Source organism: Pseudocolwellia antarctica (assembly GCF_049933045.1).
Taxonomy (GTDB): Bacteria; Pseudomonadota; Gammaproteobacteria; order Enterobacterales; family Alteromonadaceae; genus Pseudocolwellia.
In genome coordinates this window covers 1260186-1281508 of sequence record NZ_CP187926.1, presented here as the reverse complement: position 1 = coordinate 1281508, position 21323 = coordinate 1260186, and the positions used below count along the sequence as shown (strand labels likewise).

General features: G+C 35.9%; 18 protein-coding genes. 10 read left to right on the top strand and 8 right to left on the bottom strand.

Annotation, left to right across the window (positions count from 1 at the left end; all coding sequences use genetic code 11):
- Positions 1-2: 2 nt before the first annotated feature.
- Positions 3-941 carry a transaldolase gene (gene tal / locus ACPUVN_RS05575; protein ID WP_426357616.1) on the top strand — a complete coding sequence of 313 codons (939 nt, stop codon included), beginning with the start codon at positions 3-5 and terminating at the stop codon, positions 939-941.
- Positions 942-1214: 273 nt separating this feature from the next.
- Positions 1215-2855, top strand: coding sequence for a glucose-6-phosphate isomerase (gene pgi / locus ACPUVN_RS05570; protein WP_426357617.1), 1641 nt, complete (start codon positions 1215-1217; stop codon positions 2853-2855).
- A 157-nt stretch (positions 2856-3012) separates the two neighbouring features.
- Here pgi and ACPUVN_RS05565 read toward each other — a convergent pair whose 3' ends face one another.
- From ACPUVN_RS05565 to apbC, 5 genes are all read right to left on the bottom strand, one after another.
- Positions 3013-3312 (bottom strand): PilZ domain-containing protein, encoded by a 300-nt coding sequence (locus ACPUVN_RS05565; RefSeq protein ID WP_426357618.1) that lies wholly within the window; start codon positions 3310-3312, stop codon positions 3013-3015.
- 318 nt (positions 3313-3630) lie between these two features.
- A complete protein-coding gene (locus tag ACPUVN_RS05560) occupies positions 3631-5460 on the bottom strand; it encodes an SLC13 family permease (RefSeq protein WP_426357619.1) in 1830 nt (609 codons plus the stop codon).
- 230 nt (positions 5461-5690) lie between these two features.
- A complete protein-coding gene (locus ACPUVN_RS05555; RefSeq protein WP_426370136.1) occupies positions 5691-7028 on the bottom strand; it encodes a hypothetical protein in 1338 nt (445 codons plus the stop codon).
- 108 nt (positions 7029-7136) lie between these two features.
- The gene (gene dcd, locus ACPUVN_RS05550) at positions 7137-7730 is read right to left on the bottom strand and encodes a dCTP deaminase (protein ID WP_426357621.1); all 594 of its coding nucleotides are present in this window, start codon (positions 7728-7730) and stop codon (positions 7137-7139) included.
- A 61-nt stretch (positions 7731-7791) separates the two neighbouring features.
- On the bottom strand, positions 7792-8889 hold the full coding sequence (apbC, locus tag ACPUVN_RS05545) for an iron-sulfur cluster carrier protein ApbC (RefSeq protein WP_426370135.1): 1098 nt from the start codon (positions 8887-8889) through the stop codon (positions 7792-7794).
- A gap of 137 nt (positions 8890-9026) precedes the next feature.
- On the opposite strand from apbC, the gene metG reads away from it, so the two are divergent.
- From metG to ACPUVN_RS05520, 5 genes are all read left to right on the top strand, one after another.
- Positions 9027-11147, top strand: a complete 2121-nt coding sequence (gene metG / locus ACPUVN_RS05540) for a methionine--tRNA ligase (RefSeq protein WP_426357623.1) — start codon at positions 9027-9029, stop codon at positions 11145-11147.
- Positions 11148-11327: 180 nt separating this feature from the next.
- Positions 11328-11723: an Rcs stress response system protein RcsF gene (rcsF, locus tag ACPUVN_RS05535; RefSeq protein WP_426357624.1), complete on the top strand. Its 396-nt coding sequence runs from the start codon at positions 11328-11330 to the stop codon at positions 11721-11723.
- A 4-nt stretch (positions 11724-11727) separates the two neighbouring features.
- Positions 11728-12489, top strand: a complete 762-nt coding sequence (tsaA, locus tag ACPUVN_RS05530; protein ID WP_426357625.1) for a tRNA (N6-threonylcarbamoyladenosine(37)-N6)-methyltransferase TrmO — start codon at positions 11728-11730, stop codon at positions 12487-12489.
- Positions 12490-12491: 2 nt separating this feature from the next.
- A complete protein-coding gene (locus tag ACPUVN_RS05525; RefSeq protein WP_426357626.1) occupies positions 12492-13379 on the top strand; it encodes a DMT family transporter in 888 nt (295 codons plus the stop codon).
- A gap of 28 nt (positions 13380-13407) precedes the next feature.
- On the top strand, positions 13408-14532 hold the full coding sequence (locus ACPUVN_RS05520; protein ID WP_426357627.1) for a DNA alkylation repair protein: 1125 nt from the start codon (positions 13408-13410) through the stop codon (positions 14530-14532).
- Between the two features lie 7 nt (positions 14533-14539).
- Here the strand turns inward: ACPUVN_RS05520 and ACPUVN_RS05515 are convergent, their stop codons facing one another.
- Positions 14540-15280, bottom strand: a complete 741-nt coding sequence (locus ACPUVN_RS05515) for an endonuclease/exonuclease/phosphatase family protein (protein WP_426357628.1) — start codon at positions 15278-15280, stop codon at positions 14540-14542.
- Between the two features lie 617 nt (positions 15281-15897).
- Between ACPUVN_RS05515 and ACPUVN_RS05510 the strand changes: the two genes are divergently transcribed.
- Positions 15898-17010, top strand: coding sequence for a DUF3083 family protein (locus ACPUVN_RS05510; protein WP_426357629.1), 1113 nt, complete (start codon positions 15898-15900; stop codon positions 17008-17010).
- A gap of 118 nt (positions 17011-17128) precedes the next feature.
- On the opposite strand, the gene ACPUVN_RS05505 is transcribed toward ACPUVN_RS05510, so the two are convergent.
- Together ACPUVN_RS05505 and ACPUVN_RS05500 are read right to left on the bottom strand one after the other, a co-directional pair.
- A complete protein-coding gene (locus tag ACPUVN_RS05505) occupies positions 17129-18073 on the bottom strand; it encodes an FAD:protein FMN transferase (RefSeq protein WP_426357630.1) in 945 nt (314 codons plus the stop codon).
- Between the two features lie 213 nt (positions 18074-18286).
- Entirely contained in the window at positions 18287-18970 is a 684-nt protein-coding gene (locus ACPUVN_RS05500) for a hypothetical protein (protein ID WP_426370134.1), read from the bottom strand.
- A gap of 270 nt (positions 18971-19240) precedes the next feature.
- On the opposite strand from ACPUVN_RS05500, the gene ccoN reads away from it, so the two are divergent.
- Positions 19241-20665, top strand: coding sequence for a cytochrome-c oxidase, cbb3-type subunit I (gene ccoN / locus ACPUVN_RS05495; protein WP_426357632.1), 1425 nt, complete (start codon positions 19241-19243; stop codon positions 20663-20665).
- 10 nt (positions 20666-20675) lie between these two features.
- Positions 20676-21320, top strand: coding sequence for a cytochrome-c oxidase, cbb3-type subunit II (gene ccoO / locus ACPUVN_RS05490; protein ID WP_426357633.1), 645 nt, complete (start codon positions 20676-20678; stop codon positions 21318-21320).
- Positions 21321-21323: the final 3 nt, after the last annotated feature.

Genomic DNA, 21323 nt, shown 5'->3' with positions numbered 1-21323 from the left:
CCATGAATTTATTAGAGCAATTAAAAAAAGTAACTATTGTTGTTGCAGACAGTGGCGATGTTGATTCAATTAAAGCATTAAACCCTGTAGACGCTACAACTAACCCTTCGTTAATTTTACAAGCAGCTAAGTTACCGCAATACAAAGGTCTTATAGACGACGCTATTGCAAAAGCTGGTAGCGATATTGATGACGTTTGTGATCAACTTATTGTTAACTTTGGTTGTGAAATTTTAAAAATTATCCCTGGTCGTATTTCGAGTGAAGTAGATGCGCGTTTATCGTTTGATACGCAAGCAAGCATCGAGAAAGGCCGTAAGTTAATCGCATTATACGAAACAGCTGGTATCTCTAAAGAGCGCGTTTTAATTAAACTTGCTTCAACTTGGCAAGGTATTAAAGCTGCTGAGCAATTAGAGATGGAAGGTATTTCTTGTAACTTAACTTTATTATTCAGTAAAGCTCAAGCAATTGCCTGTGCTGAAGCGAATGTAACGTTAATCTCTCCGTTTGTTGGTCGTATTTTAGATTGGTACAAAGCAAGCGAAGGTAAAGAATTTATTGGCGCTGATGATCCAGGCGTTATCTCTGTAACAAGTATTTATAACTACTACAAATCTTACGGTTATAACACAGTTGTTATGGGCGCAAGCTTTAGAAACACAAGTGAAATTATTGAATTAGCAGGTTGTGACTTGTTAACGGTTTCTCCTGCGTTATTAACTGAATTACAAAATACTGAAGGCACATTAGAAACTAAGCTTTCTGCTGATGGCGTTGTAGTTAAATCTAAAGACGATATTGTTCCGTTAACTGAAGCAACTTTTGCTTGGGAACATAACGAAGATGCTATGGCTACAGAAAAACTATCTGAAGGTATTCGTAAATTTGCTGTTGATCAACGCATTTTAGAAGACCTAGTAGCTGACTTAATTAAATAGTTAGTTCACATTCTATTATGTTGGTTTAATGCCAACATAATAGAAGTTTATTTTGTTTGTACTTTTCGCTTCTAGCTTCAACTTTGTTTGAAAAGAGCATAAACAAAATAAAATGTATTAAAAATAATTTGTTGAGCGCTTACGTCCTATTTATTTCATGTAAATAGCCAAGCTCGACAATAAGTATGCACATTGTAAAATTTATAAATCCTAACGTATTAAAATTTATCTTAATTGATTAGCAATATTCAATTACAAAACAGGAATTCCAAAATGACATCAAGAACATCACTGCCAAGCTGGCAAAAGCTAATCTCTCATGCCGAAGAAATGAAGCAACAACACATGGTTGATTTATTTGCTAATGATAGTGAGCGTTTTTCTAAATACTCAATTAAAACCCCGGCTTTCTTATTTGATTATTCGAAAAACTTAATGTCAGACGAAACTTTCAAACTACTTTTAGATTTAGTTAAAGATTGTGAGCTTGAAGATTGGCGCACTAAAATGTTTTCTGGTGAGAAAATTAATACCACAGAAAACAGAGCGGTTTTACATACGGCATTACGTGATCGTAACAGCGCGCCTATTGTAATTGACGGCGAAAATGTTATTGAAGAAGTACAAGTTGCGTTAAATCACGTTAAAGCATTCAGCGATAAAGTACGTTACGGCGAATGGGTTGGTTATTCAGGTGAAGCGATTACTGACGTTGTAAGTATCGGTGTCGGTGGTTCAAACCTTGGTCCTGAAATGGTTACTGAAGCTTTAGCTGAATATGGTTCTAAAGATCTTCAAATGCATTACGTTTCGAATGTTGATGGCACACAAGTTGCGAATGTTTTACGTCACTTAAACCCTGAAACTACATTATTTATTGTATCAAGCAAAACCTTCACTACGTCTGAAACCATGACTAACGCTACTACAGCAATGCAATGGTTAGTGGCTGCAGCTTTTGATAAGAATGCGATTGCTAAACATTTTGTTGCGGTATCTTCTAACAAAGAAAAAGCCACTGCGTTTGGTATTAAAGAAGAAAACATATTTGATATGTGGGATTGGGTTGGCGGTCGTTTTTCTTTATGGTCAACCATAGGTTTACCGATTGCTATCGAGTTAGGTTTTGAGAACTTTGTTGAATTACTTGAAGGCGCTTACGAAATTGATCATCACTTTTGTACTGCTCCATTAGAACAGAATGCTCCAGTGATTATGGCAATGCTTAGTGTGTGGAATACCACCTTCTTAGGTTCTCAATCACAAGTGATTTTACCTTACGACCAATCTTTACATCGTTTACCTGCTTATTTACAGCAAGCAGAAATGGAAAGTAACGGTAAGTCAGTTTCATGGGAAGGCGAGCGTATTTCTTATACTACGGTACCTGCTATTTGGGGTGAAATTGGTATTAATGGTCAACATGCTTTTTATCAATATTTACATCAAGGCAATACCATTGTTCCTGCTGACTTTATTGGTTCAGTTGAAAGTTTAATACCTGTTAATAATCATCACGACATTCTTATGTCTAACTTCTTTGCTCAAACACAAGCGTTAATGCAAGGTGTTACAGAAGAGCAAGTGAGAGAAGAATTAACAGCTAAAGGAATGTCAGCTGAAGAAATTGATAAAGTGGCAGTGCATAAAGTACATCAAGGTAACCGCCCTTCTAATACAATTTTAATGCAAAAACTTACACCTAAAACATTAGGTAGCTTAATTGCACTTTATGAACAGAAGATTTTTGTACAAGGTATTTTATTGCAGATTTGTTCGTTCGATCAATGGGGTGTTGAATTAGGGAAAGGCTTAGCAAACAAAGTATATGCAGAGCTTTCTGCTGATACGTTAAGCGAAAGTTTAGATAGCTCAACTTTTGGTTTATTAGACTTTTATAAATCGTCTAAATAATTAATCTAAGCCAGTTATCTATCAGTTTTATCGGTGTTGGTTTTACATAATCAAACTGATAGCTGATAAAAATTAAGGTTAACGATAGTTCTACTGAGCTATCGTTAACTTAAATACTTTGCAAAACACACAAGTGTGACATATAAGTTCAAATCAACTAGTCTATTTCTGAAATATTAATACCAAGTAAATAACACTCTTCGCTTTCTGGAATACAACGTACTACTTTCCCTTTTACATCTAATGACGCAATACTTCCGCCAGACGCATCAACATGTACTCTAACATTAGTGTCTAACGCAATGGGATGCGGCATTTCAATCGCCATTCCTGTTGCACTTAAATCACGACATACAGCTATTACAGTTGAGTTAACTTCGTCATCTATAATGGTCACGGTAACTTGGCTGTTTATCATCATGCGATAAAAATCGCGATTGTCATCATAATTAATCATTGTTACTCCATAATACAAAAAGCGATTGATATGTTATTTATACGTACTGATCACAAGTGTGTCAATTTATAGTCAATTTGTTTATTTAGTCTGAATATAAGCCAGGTTAACTCTAGCCTTATATTCACGGGAATAAGCAAGGTTATTAATGGGTTACCCTTCCTTAATCAAACTTTTATAAACAGATCTCTTATAAGTGTAGTTGAGCTTTTTAATTTTGGTATTTTATTAGCAAAAATAAAACGCTAAATCAGTTATAAAACTTAATTTAGCGTTCGTAAGTTGTGTTATCTAAATAGCTAATTTATGCGTTTATCTCTATAGATAGAACCAACTGAGTAAGAATGATAATACCACCCACATCAATATGATTAACGGTATCCCTACTTTCATAAAGTCAGAAAATTGATAACCACCCGCGTTCATCACTAAGATATTGGTTTTATAAGCCATAGGCGTTGCATAACTTAAGTTAGCACCAAACAGTACCGCTAAAATGAAAGGTTCAACTGGCACGTTTAGTTGTTGTGCTACTGATACAGCAATTGGCGTTCCGATAACAGCCGCTGCGTTGTTAGAAACAATATTAGTTAATACTGCGAGTAACAACATTAACGCTGACAAAATACCTGCTGGCGGTAAACCTGACGATGCAGCAACAAACACTTGCGCTATATATTCAGCTCCACCCGTTTGCATCATGGCGGAACCAAGTGCAAGAGAGGCAACAACAATCAATATAACCTGTGTGCTTAAAGCGTTAGAGATTTCGCTCCAATCTAAACATTTAGTGGCGAGTAATACCAAGACACCACACATTGAACTTATAGCGATAGGCACAAGACCAACGGCTGCTGATAAAACCACAAATGCGAGTACCGCAAGAGAGATAGGTGCTTTCTTTGTATAAGGTAAGTTAGCTGCGCCATCAATAATTAATAAGCCACGAGACTCTTTCAAATCATTAATTTGCTCTGCTTCACCTTGTACTAGTAATACATCACCTGTGCGAATAACAACGTGACCGATACTTTGTCTGCCAATTTCCATCGCTTTACCTTCACGATGTAAAGCTACAACAGAAATACCGTAACGATGAGCAAAGTTAGCATTTTTTAAGGTTCTACCTACTAAGCCTGATGCTTGTATAACTACAATTTCAGCAAGCACTTGTTTATCAGCTTTTAATGGATGATCTTCATCCATTTTATGACTACCAGAATAAAGTGTTGCACCGATAACGGCTTCAAACTCTTTTAATTGATCTGGGTAATCATTTACTTGTAAACGGTCGCCTACTTTTATCAAGGTATCTGGTAAAGGGAATACGTTTCTATTGTCTGGGCTACGCTGAATTGACTCAATTTTCATTTGATCGTCAGTTAGCTTAATCAACTCTGCAACAGTTTTACCGTTCGCGTCACTGTCTTCATTTATATTTAAGTAGGCTGTAAATATACGTGGTGATGTATCAGGTAACGTTGGGCTTCTTTTTGGTAGTAGCTTAGGTGCGATGATCCACAAGTAAGAAATGGCCACAGCCGCAGCAATTAAAGCAGGCACAATAAAGTCAAACATACCGATACGAGGTAAGCCCATGTCACTAGCAACACTGACTACAAGTAGGTTAGTTGAAGTACCTATGGTGGTGGTCATGCCGCCAACTAAAGTTGCAAGCCCCATAGGAAGTAACATAGGAGAAGAATCGGTTTTAGTGCGTATGGCAACACTGATTAATATAGGTAATAACAACACAACAATTGGCGTATTGTTAACAACAGCACTTAACATGCCTGCAATAATAAGGGTGAGTAGCAAAGATAATGTTGGGCTTATCTTCCATATTTTAGCTAGGTTCCGCCCTACTGGCTCTAAAGCCCCTGTCCGCACAAGTGAATGTCCGATGATCATTAAAGCACACACAGTAACAAGTGCTTCATGTCCAAAACCAAAGAATAGTGACGAAGGCTCTAAATGCCCGGCACTACCTTCAAATGGGAAAACAGTAAAAATTAAACAAAGAATAACCAATACAGCTAATGAAGAAGTTTCTAGAGGAATATCATCTCGTCTAAAAAAATATAAAGCGACTACTGTGATGATTAACATCAACAGAGCATGATTATTAGGGATGTCAGGAATATTCAAAAATAACCTCTAGGAGTAAAAATTAGCAATATAAAAGAATAAAATATTGCTAGTGTTATTCGGAGCTTAGCTTGGCTTTAAAAACTAATCAATAAAAGCGAATTAAATAAATGAATCAATAGGATGCCTTACTAATATTAGCCTGCGTAAAAAGCTTAAAGTAATATTGTGATATTTATAGTGATTATTAATTTTATTATTATATATCAATAATATAAAGCGTCATCACATTATTTATAAAGAGAAAGCTCAGCCAGTTTCCCATCTAAAAATGAAATCATGTTTTTATATTTTAGTGAGTCAACATCTCGATAATCTTCATTAAATAAGTTCGCTGAAATGCCTTCTGGAATGCCTTGTATTAAAGGCATAAAGTCGTTCTCAGTTAAGCTATTAGTAATGGTGTTTTGTAATTTAAGTGCAGATGATTCAGATGTTGTGGCTAATTTAGCAAACCGGGTTCCCGCTCTGTCTGCCATTAAGTCAGCAAAACTAAAACCACTCCCACCTGGGTTGCTGTCTAAAAACTCTTTTAATTCACCAATAGCATCACTTGCTTTGCTATTACCAAATAATTGTAGAGCCACTGAATACATAAAGTGTTTTTGTAAATCAACTCGATTACGTAAAGTGACTTTTCTTCTTAACAGAGTACGCGTTTTACGCTGAGCCACATTTAGGTTTGAGACATCACCCAATAACAGCTCGAAAGAGTTTGAACCAAAATACAGGGCTACAGCCATTAATGCAGAATAGTTTTCTTGTACGGCATTACTTGGCTTACCTTCATCTTGATTACTCAAGGTTTTTAACTTGGCAAGCGCAAACATTGTTTGAAGATAATAAGGTAATTCTTTGTTTAATTTTGTTTTGTCTTGCGTCGCGTCTAAATGCTGAACGAGAGCTTGGTGATAAAACTTAACTTTGTTAACATCGCCAAATAAAGCCAAGTTATCTCTTAGTGCGAAAAGCCCTGATTTCCCTTGATCTAACTGATTCATATCATCTGGCACGAGCAAGCTAACACGTAAATGTTCTTGTTTTAACGTTACCCATTGCACCATAGACACAATTTTAGTGCCGAGATCATCTTGAATAAAAGAATCAACCGTCCAGCGAGTTAACGCTAATAAGGTATTGCCCGATAATGTTAAGCCACCGATAGAAACATCGCCTAGCTCTAACCCTTTATTTGATGGGTATAAGTCACCTGACACATTAAGATATTTAATGAATTTTGGTAAAGGTAATTCAACAGAAACGTTAAGTTTTGCTGTTTTGTTTTGAATAATGACATCAGACACTATTTTAGGAAATGCGCGATTTACGAGGGCATTTAAACCATTTAATTCGGCTTGAGATAATGACAAAATAACAGGTTGTTTTTTTGACCTCAGTGAATCAACAAAGCGCTTAGCGGCAGCTTTACTTTCGGTAGCTGCTTGCACATTTACCGTATTCTGATTCTGGAATTGAGGTTGTGATTGAAGAGCTAAAAGACCAATGATACTAATAAGAACAATACTAGTAAGAAAGAACAAGCCTAATATTTTAAATGTTAATTTCAAGAAGCACCTAATTAACTAAAAACAGTAGAGCATTCTTGATGCTCTACTTTAAGTCCATTTAATCGTTCGTAATTTTGATGACGTTATTCACAGTTGCATTAAATGAAACTATTTTGAAGATTCGTCTTGGCTGATACGACTTGCTACAGCGCCCTTCTGGCCTCTGTATTTCGCATCGTCTCTTTTGTTATAAGGACGTAAAGCACTTGAAGACATAGTTTCGAAGTTCAACGCGGCTATTTTCATTTTAGGACGTAAAGCCAATGGTAATTTACCGCTGTTATAAAATTCGAGTACGATTTGACCCGACCACCCGGGATCGATTCTATGGGCGGTAACATGCACCATTAAACCTAAACGCGCTAATGATGAACGTCCATCTAACCAGCCAACAATATCATCAGGTAAAGTCACTGATTCATACGTTACAGCTAGTGCAAGTTCACCTGGATGGAGGAAAAACGCTTCGCCGTCTTCAATTGTTATTTCATCACTCATTACTGAGTTCATGGCCTTTTGCATTTCAGCTTTAGGACCACTTAAATCAATATAAGGCGCAGTATGTTCTTTAAAAACTCTAAACTCATTGCCTAGTCTAATATCAACACTTACACCTGATATCATTGAAACATCAGGTTTTGGTTCTATTATAATGTTGCCATCAGCTAGTGATTTTTCTATATCTCTATCGGAGAGTCTCATACGTTGTTTTCTACCAGTTATTTGCAGCTAGATTCGATGAAGCAATTGATAATAATTTCATTTACTTAGGCTCAAAACATATTTCTGCGGTATTAGGGCTTCTTGCATCGAGTTGATAAAACAATTCAGATGCTACATTGCGCGCTAGTTTACGGTATAACAGGGCTATATCGCTAGTGCTATTTTCTAAAAGTGATGAGCGGCCATTGTCTGCGTCTTGTCTTATCTCTATATTTAACGGTAATTGTCCTAAAAGCGGAATGTTTTTATTTTTCGCGGTGTTAACTCCACCATTCTCTCCAAAAAGGTGTGATTGATGACCACAGTTTTCACATAAGTGATAACTCATGTTTTCAACTAAGCCCAACACTGGCACTTTCACTTTATCAAACATCGTAATGCCTTTAATGGCATCGGTGAGTGCAATATCTTGTGGTGTTGTAACAACAATTGCAGCAGCAACAGGAACACTTTGCGATAAAGTTAATTGTATATCGCCCGTTCCTGGTGGCATATCAACAATAAGGTAATCAAGCTCTGGCCATTGAGTTTCATTCAATAGTTGGCTAAAAGCTCTACTTGCCATAGGTCCACGCCAAACCGTTGCATCTTCTTCATCTATTAATAAACCAATCGACATAGCACTTAAGCCATTCGCATCAAGAGGTGTAATTGACTTACCGTTATCTGAAGATGGGTGCTGACCTTTTAAACCCAACATTGTTGGTATAGAAGGACCATAAATATCGGCATCTAAAATTCCAACACTACTGCCTTCAGCTATTAGCGCATAAGCAAGGTTAACCGCCGTAGTCGATTTTCCCACACCTCCTTTACCAGAAGTTACCGCAATAATATTACTAATGCTTTTTAGGTTATGCTGCCTAACAGGTTTAATTTGATAATCGGGTTTAATAATGGTGCTGTGATCAAGTAATTCGGTAAGTGCGTCGCTGATATCGTCTAATTCGCCATCACATGGAAAAGGCAGCACAATATTTACAACAATGCAGTTGTCAGCCAGCACCATAGTAGGCACTGAACTTATATTGAGAATTCCATCAGGGAAACAATCAGATTGGTACGCATTTAAAAAACTCATAATAGAATCTTGTGATTCTTGAGTAACTGTTTTATTAGAAAAAAACTTAGAGAACATGGATTTTATGCACTTTTACCCAACTAATGCCAATCAGTTGAATTAATTGGTCACTTAGTAAGAATTATTAATGAAAAGTATCTCTAAATTCTGTACCATTCTCCCCATAATTACCACCTAAAATATGTAAACTTTATATGTCTGAATCAAAGTCATCTCAGATAACGACTGAGAAACGAAAAATATTAGCAACGTGTGCCCTTCCTTACGCCAATGGTTCAATCCATTTAGGCCATTTACTTGAACATATCCAAACAGATATTTGGGTACGTTTTCAACGAATGCGTGGTCATGAAACTTATTTCGTTTGTGCCGATGATGCACATGGCACACCGATCATGCTTAAAGCTCAAGAATTAGGTGTTACACCTGAAGAGATGATTGCAGGTGTTCGTGAAGAACATATGGCTGACTTTGCTGATTTTCATATCAGCTTCGACAACTATCATTCAACGCATAGTGAAGAGAATGAAACCTTCGCACATGAAATTTATAACAGATTACATGCTAAAGGACATATAAAGACGCGCGTTATCTCGCAATTATATGATCCAGAAAAAGGTATGTTTTTACCTGATCGCTTTATTAAAGGCACCTGCCCTAAATGTAAGAGCGAAGACGAAAACGGCGATAGCTGTGATAACTGTGGTGCAACTTACTCACCTACTGACGTTATTAATCCTCGTTCAGTAGTATCAGGTGCAACTCCGATATTAAAAGATTCAGAACATTACTTCTTTGATTTGCCAGCGTTTGAAGAAATGCTACAAAACTGGACCCGCAGTGGTGCTTTACAAGAAGAAATGGCAAACAAGCTAGCAGAATGGTTTGAATCTGGTCTTAACCAATGGGATATAAGTCGTGATGCGCCTTACTTTGGTTTTGAAATTCCAAATGCTCCTGGTAAATACTTTTACGTTTGGTTAGACGCACCGATTGGTTACATGGGTAGCTTTAAAAACTTATGTAATAAATCAAATATTGATTTTGATAGCTTTTGGAATAAGGATTCTGATGCTGAGCTTTATCATTTTATTGGTAAAGACATCATTTATTTCCACAGCCTATTCTGGCCTGCAATGTTAGAAGGCGCTGGCTACCGTAAACCTACTTCTGTATTTGCTCATGGTTTTGTTACAGTTAATGGCGCTAAAATGTCTAAATCAAAAGGCACCTTTATTAAAGGTCGTACTTATTTAGATCATTTAAACCCAGAGTATTTACGTTATTACTACGCAGCTAAATTAACTAGCCGTATTGATGACTTAGATTTAAACCTAGAAGATTTTGCACAACGTGTGAATTCTGACTTGGTAGGTAAAGTAGTTAACATCGCGTCTCGTTGTGCGAGCTTTATATCTAAACGTTTCGATGGCATGTTATCTACAAATATTGATGACCAAGCCTTAGCTGACGAAGTAATGAATGCTGGCGACAGTATTGCTCAACATTACGAAAATCGTGAATTCAGTCGTGGTATGCGTGAAATAATGGCATTAGCTGATAAAGTTAATGAATACATTGCGATAAAAGAACCGTGGCAACTTGTTAAAGACGAAACTAAACAGCAAGAAGTACAAGATATTTGTTCTCTTGGTATTAATATGTTCCGTACATTAATGATTTACTTAAAACCTGTTTTACCTAAGCTTGCTGAAAGCACTGAAGTATTCTTAAATGATGAATTACTTTGGGAAGGTCATAAGGTTTTATTGACGGATCATAAAATCAATAAGTTTAAAGCTTTGTTGCAGCGTGTTGATATGGATAAAATCAATGCAATGACAGATGCGTCGAAAGACAATCTTGCTGTTACAGAAGAAAAAACAAAACCAGCAAAAGAGAAAAAGAAAAAACCAGCTGCGGTAGAGAAACCAACAATGGATTTCAATAACCCGTTAGCATCAGATCCTATTTCACCAGAAATTAGTTTTGAAGACTTTGCTAAAATTGATTTACGTATCGCCAAAATTGTTAAAGCTGAACATGTTGAAAAAGCAGATAAGCTATTAAGATTAGAACTTGCTTTAGATTCAGTTGAAGGCGGTGAAACTCGCCAAGTATTCGCTGGCATTAAATCAGCTTATCAACCTGAAGATCTTGTAGGTAAGTTAACTGTTATGGTTGCTAACCTAGCACCTCGTAAAATGCGCTTTGGTATGTCAGAAGGCATGGTATTAGCAGCAGGGCCTGGTGGTGAAGACTTATGGATATTAAATCCAGAAGACGGAGCTCAACCTGGCATGCGAGTTAAGTAACCTTAGCTCAGTTAAAAACAGGTAAAATAATAAGGCGAACCTGTGTTCGCCTTATTTGTATTTGACAGCTAATATTTAACAGTTAGTTTTCAAGCATGACTTTTTAACACTTTATTTCCAAAAATAACTCTTAGTAATTCGCTAATGGTTTAATTCTCCAACTACCTAAATGGAACTGCAATGAAAAACACACTTTTAACCTTACTCGCCTTATCATTGCTAGCAAGCTGTAGTAGTAAATTTGATACGAGTACCAATTTAGATGCAGAAAATTTTACCAACTACTTTGCCCCGTCAAAAGTTAAGATTTATCCATCGATTACTGATATTACTGGCCCACATAAATACCTAGGCGTAGTTGAAGGTGAAGATTGTCAACTTAAAGCACATCACGCAAAACCTGATGAAGTTATCGCTAGAACAGATGCTCGTAAAAAAGCCAGTGAGCTTAAAGCAAATGCGATCGTGTTCTCGGGCTGCACTATGCTTACAGGTGGCAGTACAGCAAAGCAATGTATCGCTACAACAGTATGTTACGGACAAGCTTATTATTTAAAACCTACCTCGTCGAAGTAGTAACATGCCTAACAGCATAGCGTTAAATTACATTGGCAAGGTTTCCTCTCCTTATAAAGAAAAGTTTGCTATACCTCGACAACCTGGTTTAGTGAGTGCAGCTAAAGGCAGTATTACTTTATTAGGTGATGCGAATACTCCTGAACTTGTGAGAGGGCTAGAAGCTTTTAGTCATATCTGGGTGATATTCATTTTTCATGGTACTCAAGAACAAGGCTGGAAACCTCTAGTAAGACCGCCTCGCTTAGGTGGCAATGCTAAAATTGGCGCTCTAGCTTCACGTTCTACTTTTAGACCCAATCCTTTAGGAATGTCGGTCGTTAAGCTTGATAGCATTGATGTTATTACCAATAAAGACTGTCCTAAAAAATCTAAAAATGTAGTGCTGAGTATTTCAGGATTAGATTTGTTGGATGGCACACCTGTTATCGACATCAAACCTTATATCCCCTATTCAGATGCCTTAATAGATGCACAAGCTAGCTACGCACAAGAAACGCCTGATAAAAGCATTAGGGTTAGCTTTAACAGCCAAGCTAAAGAGTCATTAAGAACATTAAACAAAGAATACCCAGAACTTGAAGCGTTTATACATCAAGTACTTGAACAAGATCCCCGACCTGCTTATAAAAAAAACAAGCAAGACGATAAGGTGTATGGCATGGCGCTTTATAACTTAAATATTCAATGGCAATTTGTTTCTCTATCTGAGATTAACGTAATAAATATTACTTCTATAAATGACTTAAAAAATAATGATATTTAAAAATGAAAACTAGACCATTTATAGAACTGCCGTTACTCGCTGCCATTTGGGGTTCTTCATTTATCTTCATGAAAATAGGAGGTAGTGAATTTGGACCTTTTCTATTTATGGCAATGCGTACATTAGTAGCCAGCTTATTCTTAATACCTCTTTTATATATAGCTAAAAAACAATCGGCGTTATCAGGTTACTGGGGCAAAATATTTATTGTTGGCTCACTCAATACCGCAATCCCTTTTGTATTATTTGGCTGGGCGACATTAACCCTTTCAGCAGGTAATACTGCAGTATTAAATGGCACAACGCCTATGTTTGGCGCATTAGTAGCTTATTTTTGGTTGAAAGATACGTTAAGTTTGAGTGCTATTTTAGGTATATGCATAGGATTCTTAGGCGTGTACTTTTTGATGTTTGATAAAATATTAGATGAAAATACTAATGTGCTACTGCCAACGATAGCCGTTATGGTGGCGGCTTTGTGTTATGGCATATCAGCAAGTTATACAAAAATGTATTTAGGTGGAATTAGCTCTATAGCATTAGCCGCTGGTAGTCAGATCAGCGCAACAGTACTTTTATTACCCATAAGTTTATTTTTCTTACCTGATGCTATCCCTTCATCACCAGCCATATTATCAGTGATCACGTTAGGCATATTGTGTACGGGTATCGCTTACACTATATTTTTCAGATTAATTGCGGTCATTGGACCAACTAAAACAATTTCTGTTACCTATTTGATCCCTGTTTTTGGGATCACTTGGAGCATGATATTTCTAGGCGAAACTATTAATCAATGGACTATATTCGGTGCCGCGCTTATTTTATCTGGCGTAGCGCTAACAACAGGTGTTCTTAAGTTAAAATTTCTAAACAGGTTAGTTAAATAAAAAGATATCAAAACAGATAAGGTAAAACATGGAGTTAATGAAGAACGGGCTAGCACAACCTGCAGTAACAAGAATAAGCCACGCCTTAACTAAAGTATTAGTTAACTTTAATGCTCAAGCTTTTGAAAGCGACTGTTTACAAGGCTTAAATGAACTAGAACTAAAAGAACGTGTTAACCATATTATTTCTATACTTCATGACTACCTACCTGACGAATTTCCAGAAGCTGCGAATATTCTAATCAAGATTGCTGATGTATGGGACTTTGGCAACGCTGATGATTCACTTAAAAGCTTTGCTGCATGGCCGATTATCGATTACTTCAGCGTATATGGTTTAGAACATCCTGAAGAGTCTTTATTAGGACTTAAACAGCTGACTCATTTATTCTCTTCTGAGTTTGCTATACGTGCGTTTATCGTTAAATATCCTGAATACTGTCATCAACAATTTACTTTATGGGTAAAAGATGAAAGCGAAGATGTTCGACGTTTAGTCTCAGAAGGTACACGACCAAAATTACCTTGGGGATTACAGCTTAAGCAATTTGTTGTAGATCCTACACCTAACCTACCTTTATTAACGAGCTTAAAATCAGATCCAAGTTTATATGTACGCCGCTCGGTTGCTAATCACTTAAATGATATTGCAAAAGATCACCCTGCTGTAGTTATTAATACATGTAAACAATGGTCAAATGAAAAGACAAAGAGTAACGCTAAAGAGGTTGATTGGGTTATCAAGCATGCGACAAGAACATTAGTTAAAAATGGCTATGCTGAGGTATTTTCTTTATTAGGTTTTACTGAAGCACCTGAAGTAAGTATTGATGCAATAGTGTTATCTAATCAGGTTATAAAACTTGGCGAAGCAGTAAGCTTTGCCATGAATATAAGTAGTACAGTACAACATGCTCAACATTTCGTTATTGATTACGCTATTCACTTTGTTAAAGCTAATGGAAAGCAACAAGCTAAAGTGTTTAAGTTGAAAAATGTCACTTTACAGCCCAATGAAACCATTAAACTAAGCAAGTCTTTCTCATTCAAACCAATAACAACCCGTAAATATTATATTGGTGAGCATAAAATAGAATTGCTACTTAATGGCAAACCAATATCAGCTAAGAGCTTTGACCTTGTTTCGTCATAAGGCTAACTTAAGGCAAAGAAATAATCGTAACAATAGCTCGATGATCGCCACCTAATGAAGGCATAACATCTGCTCGCTCAATCGTCATATTATTAGACGCTAAAGTATGATCTATCCTAACACCGTGCCAAGAAGTATATTTTGTGTAATTAACTCCTAAGCCTGCGGTGTTAAATGCATTTTGATAAGAATAGAAATAATCACGGTATAATCTTTCATTTGTGGTCATGTTGAAATCACCTGTCATAACAAAGTTAGACTGACTACTCGCCCAAGTCGTGATCATCGAAGCTTCTAAAGACTTATTTTCACGAAAACTTTCAATATCTCTCATGTTAATAGATAGACCTATTAGATCAGATAAAATCGGACGTGGTGTTTCTAAATGCACATTCATTAACGGCAGTGTTTTACCATTAATACTAAGTTCATAATAAGCAGCAAAATTACCCCAACCTCCAAATATTCTTCGACTGAATTCGCCTATTTTTGTAAAGGAGTATTTACTAGCAATACATAAGTTCTTATCACATTGGTAATTCCACGTTGCATCAAAAACACCTTCAATATTTTTCAAACTCGTTTCTTGGAAAAGAAATACATCAGGATTTTCACGTGCCATTAATGTTTTTAAGTATTTACCCGCACTACCACCGCCCATATTTAATGAAAGTAATTTGAATGATGACGCACTTTCATCATTTGACTGAGTATTGATATTAATATCTTGGAAGTTTACTAAAACCATAAGACAAATAAAAAACAGGGCACGATAAGTCTTGGTTAATGTTTTCCAAAAAACAATAATTGGTACTAGTAGGAATAAAAACATCCATCGCGGAGATAAGTAAATTGAATACTCTAAAACCTGAGTTATTCCATTAGATGGAAGGTATGGTAGAACAAGAATAAAAACACAGGTGAATGATAATAAATAGAACCAAAATTTACTTAGTAGTTTATTGATAAGAACATCCTTAATTCTAAAGGTAAACATAAATTAAACAATAATGTTGTTATAAAAAACAATATTATAAACATAGATTATTTCATAACGACAGTAGATTAGCGCTGTATTTTATAAGGCAACTATATACATCGTTAGCTAAATTGGGTATAAACATTAGCTTGTAATATAAGAGTCATAAAAATTCACTATTATATTCACATTGAAAATTCACTTTACAATCAATATGATTTCAGTGATTAACTATAATAATAAAATTATATCGAACCTATTTTTAACTAAAATAGTTATCAAGCATTTGTTGAACCTAAGTTAACTTCAAACAATTTATTTTGTCATACGTTAATCATAAAGGTTCACTATAATTGTAAATTAAACAACTTAAGGGATTTTTTTTCATGGCTTCATCTCGAATGAGAAGTGCTCAGCACAAAGCATTTATTCCATCTTTAGCTCGCGAGAATCAATATTTACTTGCAAAGTTTCCAGTTACTGATGAACTTATTGCTAAATTCTCCGACCCTTCAGAGAAATACTCAGACCAACCTTACTTATCTTTTTATAAAAAACTTTCAAAGTTATTTTTTGATATTAACGAAGAGCTGCACATAGAAAGTGGGCAGTTTGTGGGTAATGATAAATTTACTCGTGTTCGTTTTAGTCCAGAAAAAATGACGGTACAAACAAAACAGCAAATATTGTTTTTATATAACTCTCGTTTTCATCAAAGTGAACATGCTTATTTCAACGTAAGCAGAAGAGCTAAGAAAATCACATTGGTTTTCTTATCTAACGGTACAGATATTCGTCATGACTCTGCTAAGTTCCATAAAAAAGTACTTAAAGCGGTTAGTATGTTTGCAGAAAAAGCAGGCATCGAAAAAGAAAAATTCCGTGTATGTGATCACCAGCATTTAACTTTTGACCTTTTCGCTAAAGAGAAAGGTGATGAAGGTTTACAAGTACATAAATTGAGACCTTTAAGTAAAAGATATGCAACTGATGGTATTGATTTACCTGAAGATGATAGCGCATTAACTTACGCTGTTGCTGATATTCGCCTAAATCGTAGAATTAAGCAGCTTGTTGATAAAAAAGAATTAGATAATGAAAACTATGGCGCTTTGTATAGTTTGATTTCTGATGCATTTATCAGTTCAGCTAAGCAAAATAATTTAAATAACGGTGCGGTTATCGCGAATGGTTTAGCGCCTATCGTGAGAATGACTGAAGAAGAATTTGTTTCAGTAAACGGTGAGTTAATCAACTTAGGCTTCAACCCAGAACATGAACCATGTGGTTTTTCTTCTCAATGGGATGCAAACAAGCTTGTTGAAAAAGTACAATTTGTATTTGTTGCCACTAGAGCTGACCAAACATCTCACGGTTATGGTAAGTTTTTGAACCAAGTAGAAGATACATTAGACTTATTAGCGAAGAAACTAGATATTATTCGTGATAAAGAACAACTTATTCTTCGTATAAACCAACACGTTGGTTTTGATTACTAGATTTTAATTCAACCTGTAGTTATGTGGTTTTAACATCATATTTTATAAAGCGCTATTTTTAATTAAATAGCGCTTTTTTTATGAATTAAAATAAATGGCTGGTGTAAATGGTAAATAATTAGCGCACTGCCCAATATTTAACTTCCTGCTCTTCTAAATACGTTTCTGCTTGCTTGCCTTGTAATATAGATAAAGTCGCTAAAATACCTGCTTGCACACATAGCTTTGATGCTACGGTAATAGATCGTGGTGCATCTATAATTGAACACCCTGTTTTTGCGTTTAATATGTGACTGTAACGAATCCCATCTTTTTGTAAGTAGCGTTTTGCATTACCACTGGTAGCTAAAGCCCCTTGATATAGTGATACAACCATTTCTGTTTTATTTTCAAATCCAGGATGTTCCACGCCAATAATCCAAGCTTGATTTCCTGCACGCGGTTTAGTCGCAGCTAAGTCGCCACCTAGGTTGACGAGTACTGGCGCATCTGTAATTTCTTTAATCAGTAAAATACAACGGTCTACTGCGTACTCTTTACCTATTCCGCCAAAATCTATTTCCATTCCCTCAGGTAAGTTAATGCTCTGGTCTGTAAATGTAACCTTTTGCCAGCCTACACGAGTTAACATTGCTTCAATTTGTTGTTGAGATGGAATGTTATCACTGCAATCAAAGTTCCAGATTTTACGAAGTACACCTGAAGAAATATCAAATAAACCTTCACTTAGTTTGTAACAAACATCAGCAAAATTTAACAACAAGGCTGTTTCAGGATCTAACGTAATAGTTTTTCCGTTACTGTTATTTATTCTACTGCAAATACTTTCTTTATTATAACGACTGTATTTGTCTTCAATTCGCCAAACTTCGTTGGTTATGCACTTAGCTATTTTATTGATGAGAGTATTCGACGTGATATTTTGTGGTTTTTCATACTGACTTTTATTGTCATCTTCTTCAGGTATTTCCACCAATACTTCACATGAACTCGCCATAGCTGAAAATGAAATACGGTATTGGTTCTTTGTTTTTTCAATATCAAATTTACGTGTATTTTTCATAAAAAATAAAACCTGTTTTCTATAGTAAGCAATAAAAAAGATGTGTGTTGTTTGGTAATAAGCGCAATGTCCTTTATTCTCACATAGTGCTTTAATAATAAAACGACAAGCTAAAATCACAAAAAATAAAGAAACGCGTTACCTTTTAGCTGTTGATATAAAAACAAATAACAAAACCATCATCGGTAATGAAAAATAGTAAGAATACGCTTATTAAAGTCTCAAACTATCAAACTCTACAGTAAAATGTTCGGTTAAAGGCTCACCTTGAGCATTTTCTAAACTGACTTTAAAGTAAATTATCCAACGCATGTTTTCTTCACTGCAACTTCCTAACATGGTGTTAGCCACATAATGTGTTTTTTTCATAGGCGCTTTAGTATCACTTGTTATAATTGCACTTGTTTCAATTGCACTTGCTTCAAAATCAGTTGAGCTAAATTCAGTAGCATTGGCATCATAAGAATTCAATTCTTCAAGATCAATTTCCACTGATGAAGATTCAACTAAACTAGACTTAAGTAATTTAGATGTTTGAGCGATCACTTTAGGTTCATCTATAACTGAAGTTGTTAACTCATCGTCAGAATCAACTTCAAAAAACAATGGCACTTTTCCCATAAACATATTTTTACCTTCCATATGAGCTGAAATGTTTTTTATGGTGTGCTGTGTATGTGAAATTAATGAAATATCAAAAGGTGTTTCGGTAATAACAGGATCGCGATTAAACAAAACAACAAACTCACCTGAAGCTAATTTGATAAAACAATCACTCTGACTTGAAATACATTTAGGCTCAATCGGCTTTTCTTTTACTTCTTTACTTTGTTCACATCCCAAACACAGGCATAATATAAACACGAGTGAGGAATGAACTGCTCTAATTTTAAACAAAACTATTTACCTTTAATCATAATTCTTAATAATTTACGCTATTTTAGCGCTGTTTTTAATCGTCAATCGTTTTTTTTATGATTTAGAACAATATTTCAGCTTTTGAGTAATGACTTTAGTCGATTAAATGTCTATCATTTCGCGCTTGTTTTCTATGGATTGTGTAAAATGTTCTTTCTGGTCTATAAATATTAGATACAGATAAAAATTACGATTTATACATGAACAGATACTTTAAAATAATTAATAATTTATATGTGGAACCAAAACATGAGTCAAAGTAATACGTCTGCAGTTGATTACAACATGAATGTTGTTCGTCAATTCACTGTTATGACTGTAATCTGGGGATTCGTAGGTACATTTATTGGTGTTATTATTGCTGCTCAACTTATTTGGCCAGCTTTAAATTTCGAAACACCGTGGCTTACCTACTCCCGTTTACGTCCTCTTCATACAAATGCGGTAATATTTGCATTTGGTACTAGCGCCCTGTTTGCTACTTCTTATTACGTAGTACAAAGGACATGTAAAGTCGCATTGTTTGGTGGGAAGCTCGTTTCTTTCACCTTCTGGGGTTGGCAGGCAATTATCGTATTAGCGATAATTACTTTACCTATGGGTTATACCAGTAGTAAAGAATATGCTGAATTAGAATGGCCAATCGATATTTTGATTGCTGTGGTATGGATTTCTTACGCCATCGTCTTCTTCGGTACGTTAGTTAAACGAACAACTTCTCATATTTATGTAGCTAACTGGTTCTTTGGTGGTTTCATATTAACGGTTGCAGTACTTCACATTGGTAACAGTATGGTAATTCCTGTTTCAATGTTTAAATCGTACTCAATTTATTCTGGTGCTATCGATGCGATGATGCAGTGGTGGTACGGACATAATGCCGTTGGTTTCTTATTAACAGCTGGTTTCTTAGGTATGATGTATTACTTTGTACCAAAACAAGCTGAACGCCCTGTTTACTCATACCGTTTATCTATTGTTCATTTCTGGGCTTTAGTATCGTTATACATTTGGGCTGGTCCACATCATCTTCATTACACTGCTTTACCAGATTGGGCTCAATCAGTGGGTATGGTAATGTCTATCGTATTATTCTTGCCATCTTGGGGTGGTATGATCAACGGTATTATGACGCTTTCAGGCGCATGGCATAAACTTCGTCATGATCCTATTTTACGTTTCTTAATTGTTTCTTTATCTTTCTACGGTATGTCTACGTTTGAAGGTCCGATGATGGCAATTAAATCAGTTAATGCTCTGTCTCATTATACCGATTGGACAATTGGACACGTTCATTCTGGTGCCCTAGGTTGGGTTGCTATGGTTTCAATTGGTGCTATGTACCACTTAATCCCTATCTTGTTTAACCAAGGTCGTATGTACAGCGTTCGTTTAATCAACATTCATTTCTGGATGCACACTACAGGTATTGTTCTTTATATTGTAGCTATGTGGATTTCAGGTGTAATGCAAGGGTTGATGTGGCGTGCGGTAAATGCTGATGGTACGTTAACTTATAGCTTTGTAGAAAGCTTAACAGCTTCATACCCCTTCTACTTTATTCGATTTGTGGGTGGCGTTTTAGTGGTAGCTGGTTTTGGTTTAATGATCTTCAACATGGTCAAAACAATTTACGCACAAGACGGCAGTCTTAAAAAAGTAGAAATGGCATAAGGAGGCTATGATGAAAAATAAACATGAAATTTTAGAAAAAAACGTTGGTCGCTTCTTTATCTTTACCATTATGGCAATCAGTATTGGTGGCTTAGTTGAGATAACACCGTTATTTTTCCAAAAAGCTACAACGACTCCTGTTGACAACTTAAGAGCGTATACGCCTCTTGAAATGGAAGGTAGAGATATCTACATCCGTGAAGGTTGTAACGTATGTCATAGCCAAATGATCCGTCCTTTACGTGCTGAAACAGAACGCTACGGACATTATTCTGTAGCGGGTGAATCAGTATGGGAACATCCTTTTTTATGGGGTTCTAAGCGTACTGGTCCTGATCTAGCTCGTGTGGGTCAACGCTACAGTGATGATTGGCATAAAGCACATTTAATTGATCCACGATCAGTTGTGCCAGAGTCAAATATGCCAAGCTTTAAATGGTTAGATGAAAATTACTTAGACGGTAAGCTAACGGCTAAGAAATTAGAAACATTTAACTTTTTAACAAGAAATCGTAGCCATAAAGATGCTGATGGTAATGCCATCCCTCTTTATACTGCTGAAGAAATAGCCAATGCTAAAGCGGCTGTTAAAGGCAAAAAAGAGATTGATGCTCTTGTTGCTTATCTTCAGTCTCTTGGTCATGCACTGAGATAATGG

Coding starts and splice junctions, on each gene's coding strand:
- tal (WP_426357616.1), top strand. CDS start 3: ATGAATTTATTAGAGCAATTAAAAAAAGTAACTATTGTTGTTGCAGAC.
- pgi (WP_426357617.1), top strand. CDS start 1,215: ATGACATCAAGAACATCACTGCCAAGCTGGCAAAAGCTAATCTCTCAT.
- ACPUVN_RS05565 (WP_426357618.1), bottom strand. CDS start 3,312: ATGATTAATTATGATGACAATCGCGATTTTTATCGCATGATGATAAAC.
- dcd (WP_426357621.1), bottom strand. CDS start 7,730: ATGAGACTCTCCGATAGAGATATAGAAAAATCACTAGCTGATGGCAAC.
- apbC (WP_426370135.1), bottom strand. CDS start 8,889: ATGTTCTCTAAGTTTTTTTCTAATAAAACAGTTACTCAAGAATCACAA.
- metG (WP_426357623.1), top strand. CDS start 9,027: ATGTCTGAATCAAAGTCATCTCAGATAACGACTGAGAAACGAAAAATA.
- rcsF (WP_426357624.1), top strand. CDS start 11,328: ATGAAAAACACACTTTTAACCTTACTCGCCTTATCATTGCTAGCAAGC.
- tsaA (WP_426357625.1), top strand. CDS start 11,728: ATGCCTAACAGCATAGCGTTAAATTACATTGGCAAGGTTTCCTCTCCT.
- ACPUVN_RS05525 (WP_426357626.1), top strand. CDS start 12,492: ATGAAAACTAGACCATTTATAGAACTGCCGTTACTCGCTGCCATTTGG.
- ACPUVN_RS05520 (WP_426357627.1), top strand. CDS start 13,408: ATGGAGTTAATGAAGAACGGGCTAGCACAACCTGCAGTAACAAGAATA.
- ACPUVN_RS05515 (WP_426357628.1), bottom strand. CDS start 15,280: ATGGTTTTAGTAAACTTCCAAGATATTAATATCAATACTCAGTCAAAT.
- ACPUVN_RS05510 (WP_426357629.1), top strand. CDS start 15,898: ATGGCTTCATCTCGAATGAGAAGTGCTCAGCACAAAGCATTTATTCCA.
- ACPUVN_RS05505 (WP_426357630.1), bottom strand. CDS start 18,073: ATGAAAAATACACGTAAATTTGATATTGAAAAAACAAAGAACCAATAC.
- ccoN (WP_426357632.1), top strand. CDS start 19,241: ATGAGTCAAAGTAATACGTCTGCAGTTGATTACAACATGAATGTTGTT.
- ccoO (WP_426357633.1), top strand. CDS start 20,676: ATGAAAAATAAACATGAAATTTTAGAAAAAAACGTTGGTCGCTTCTTT.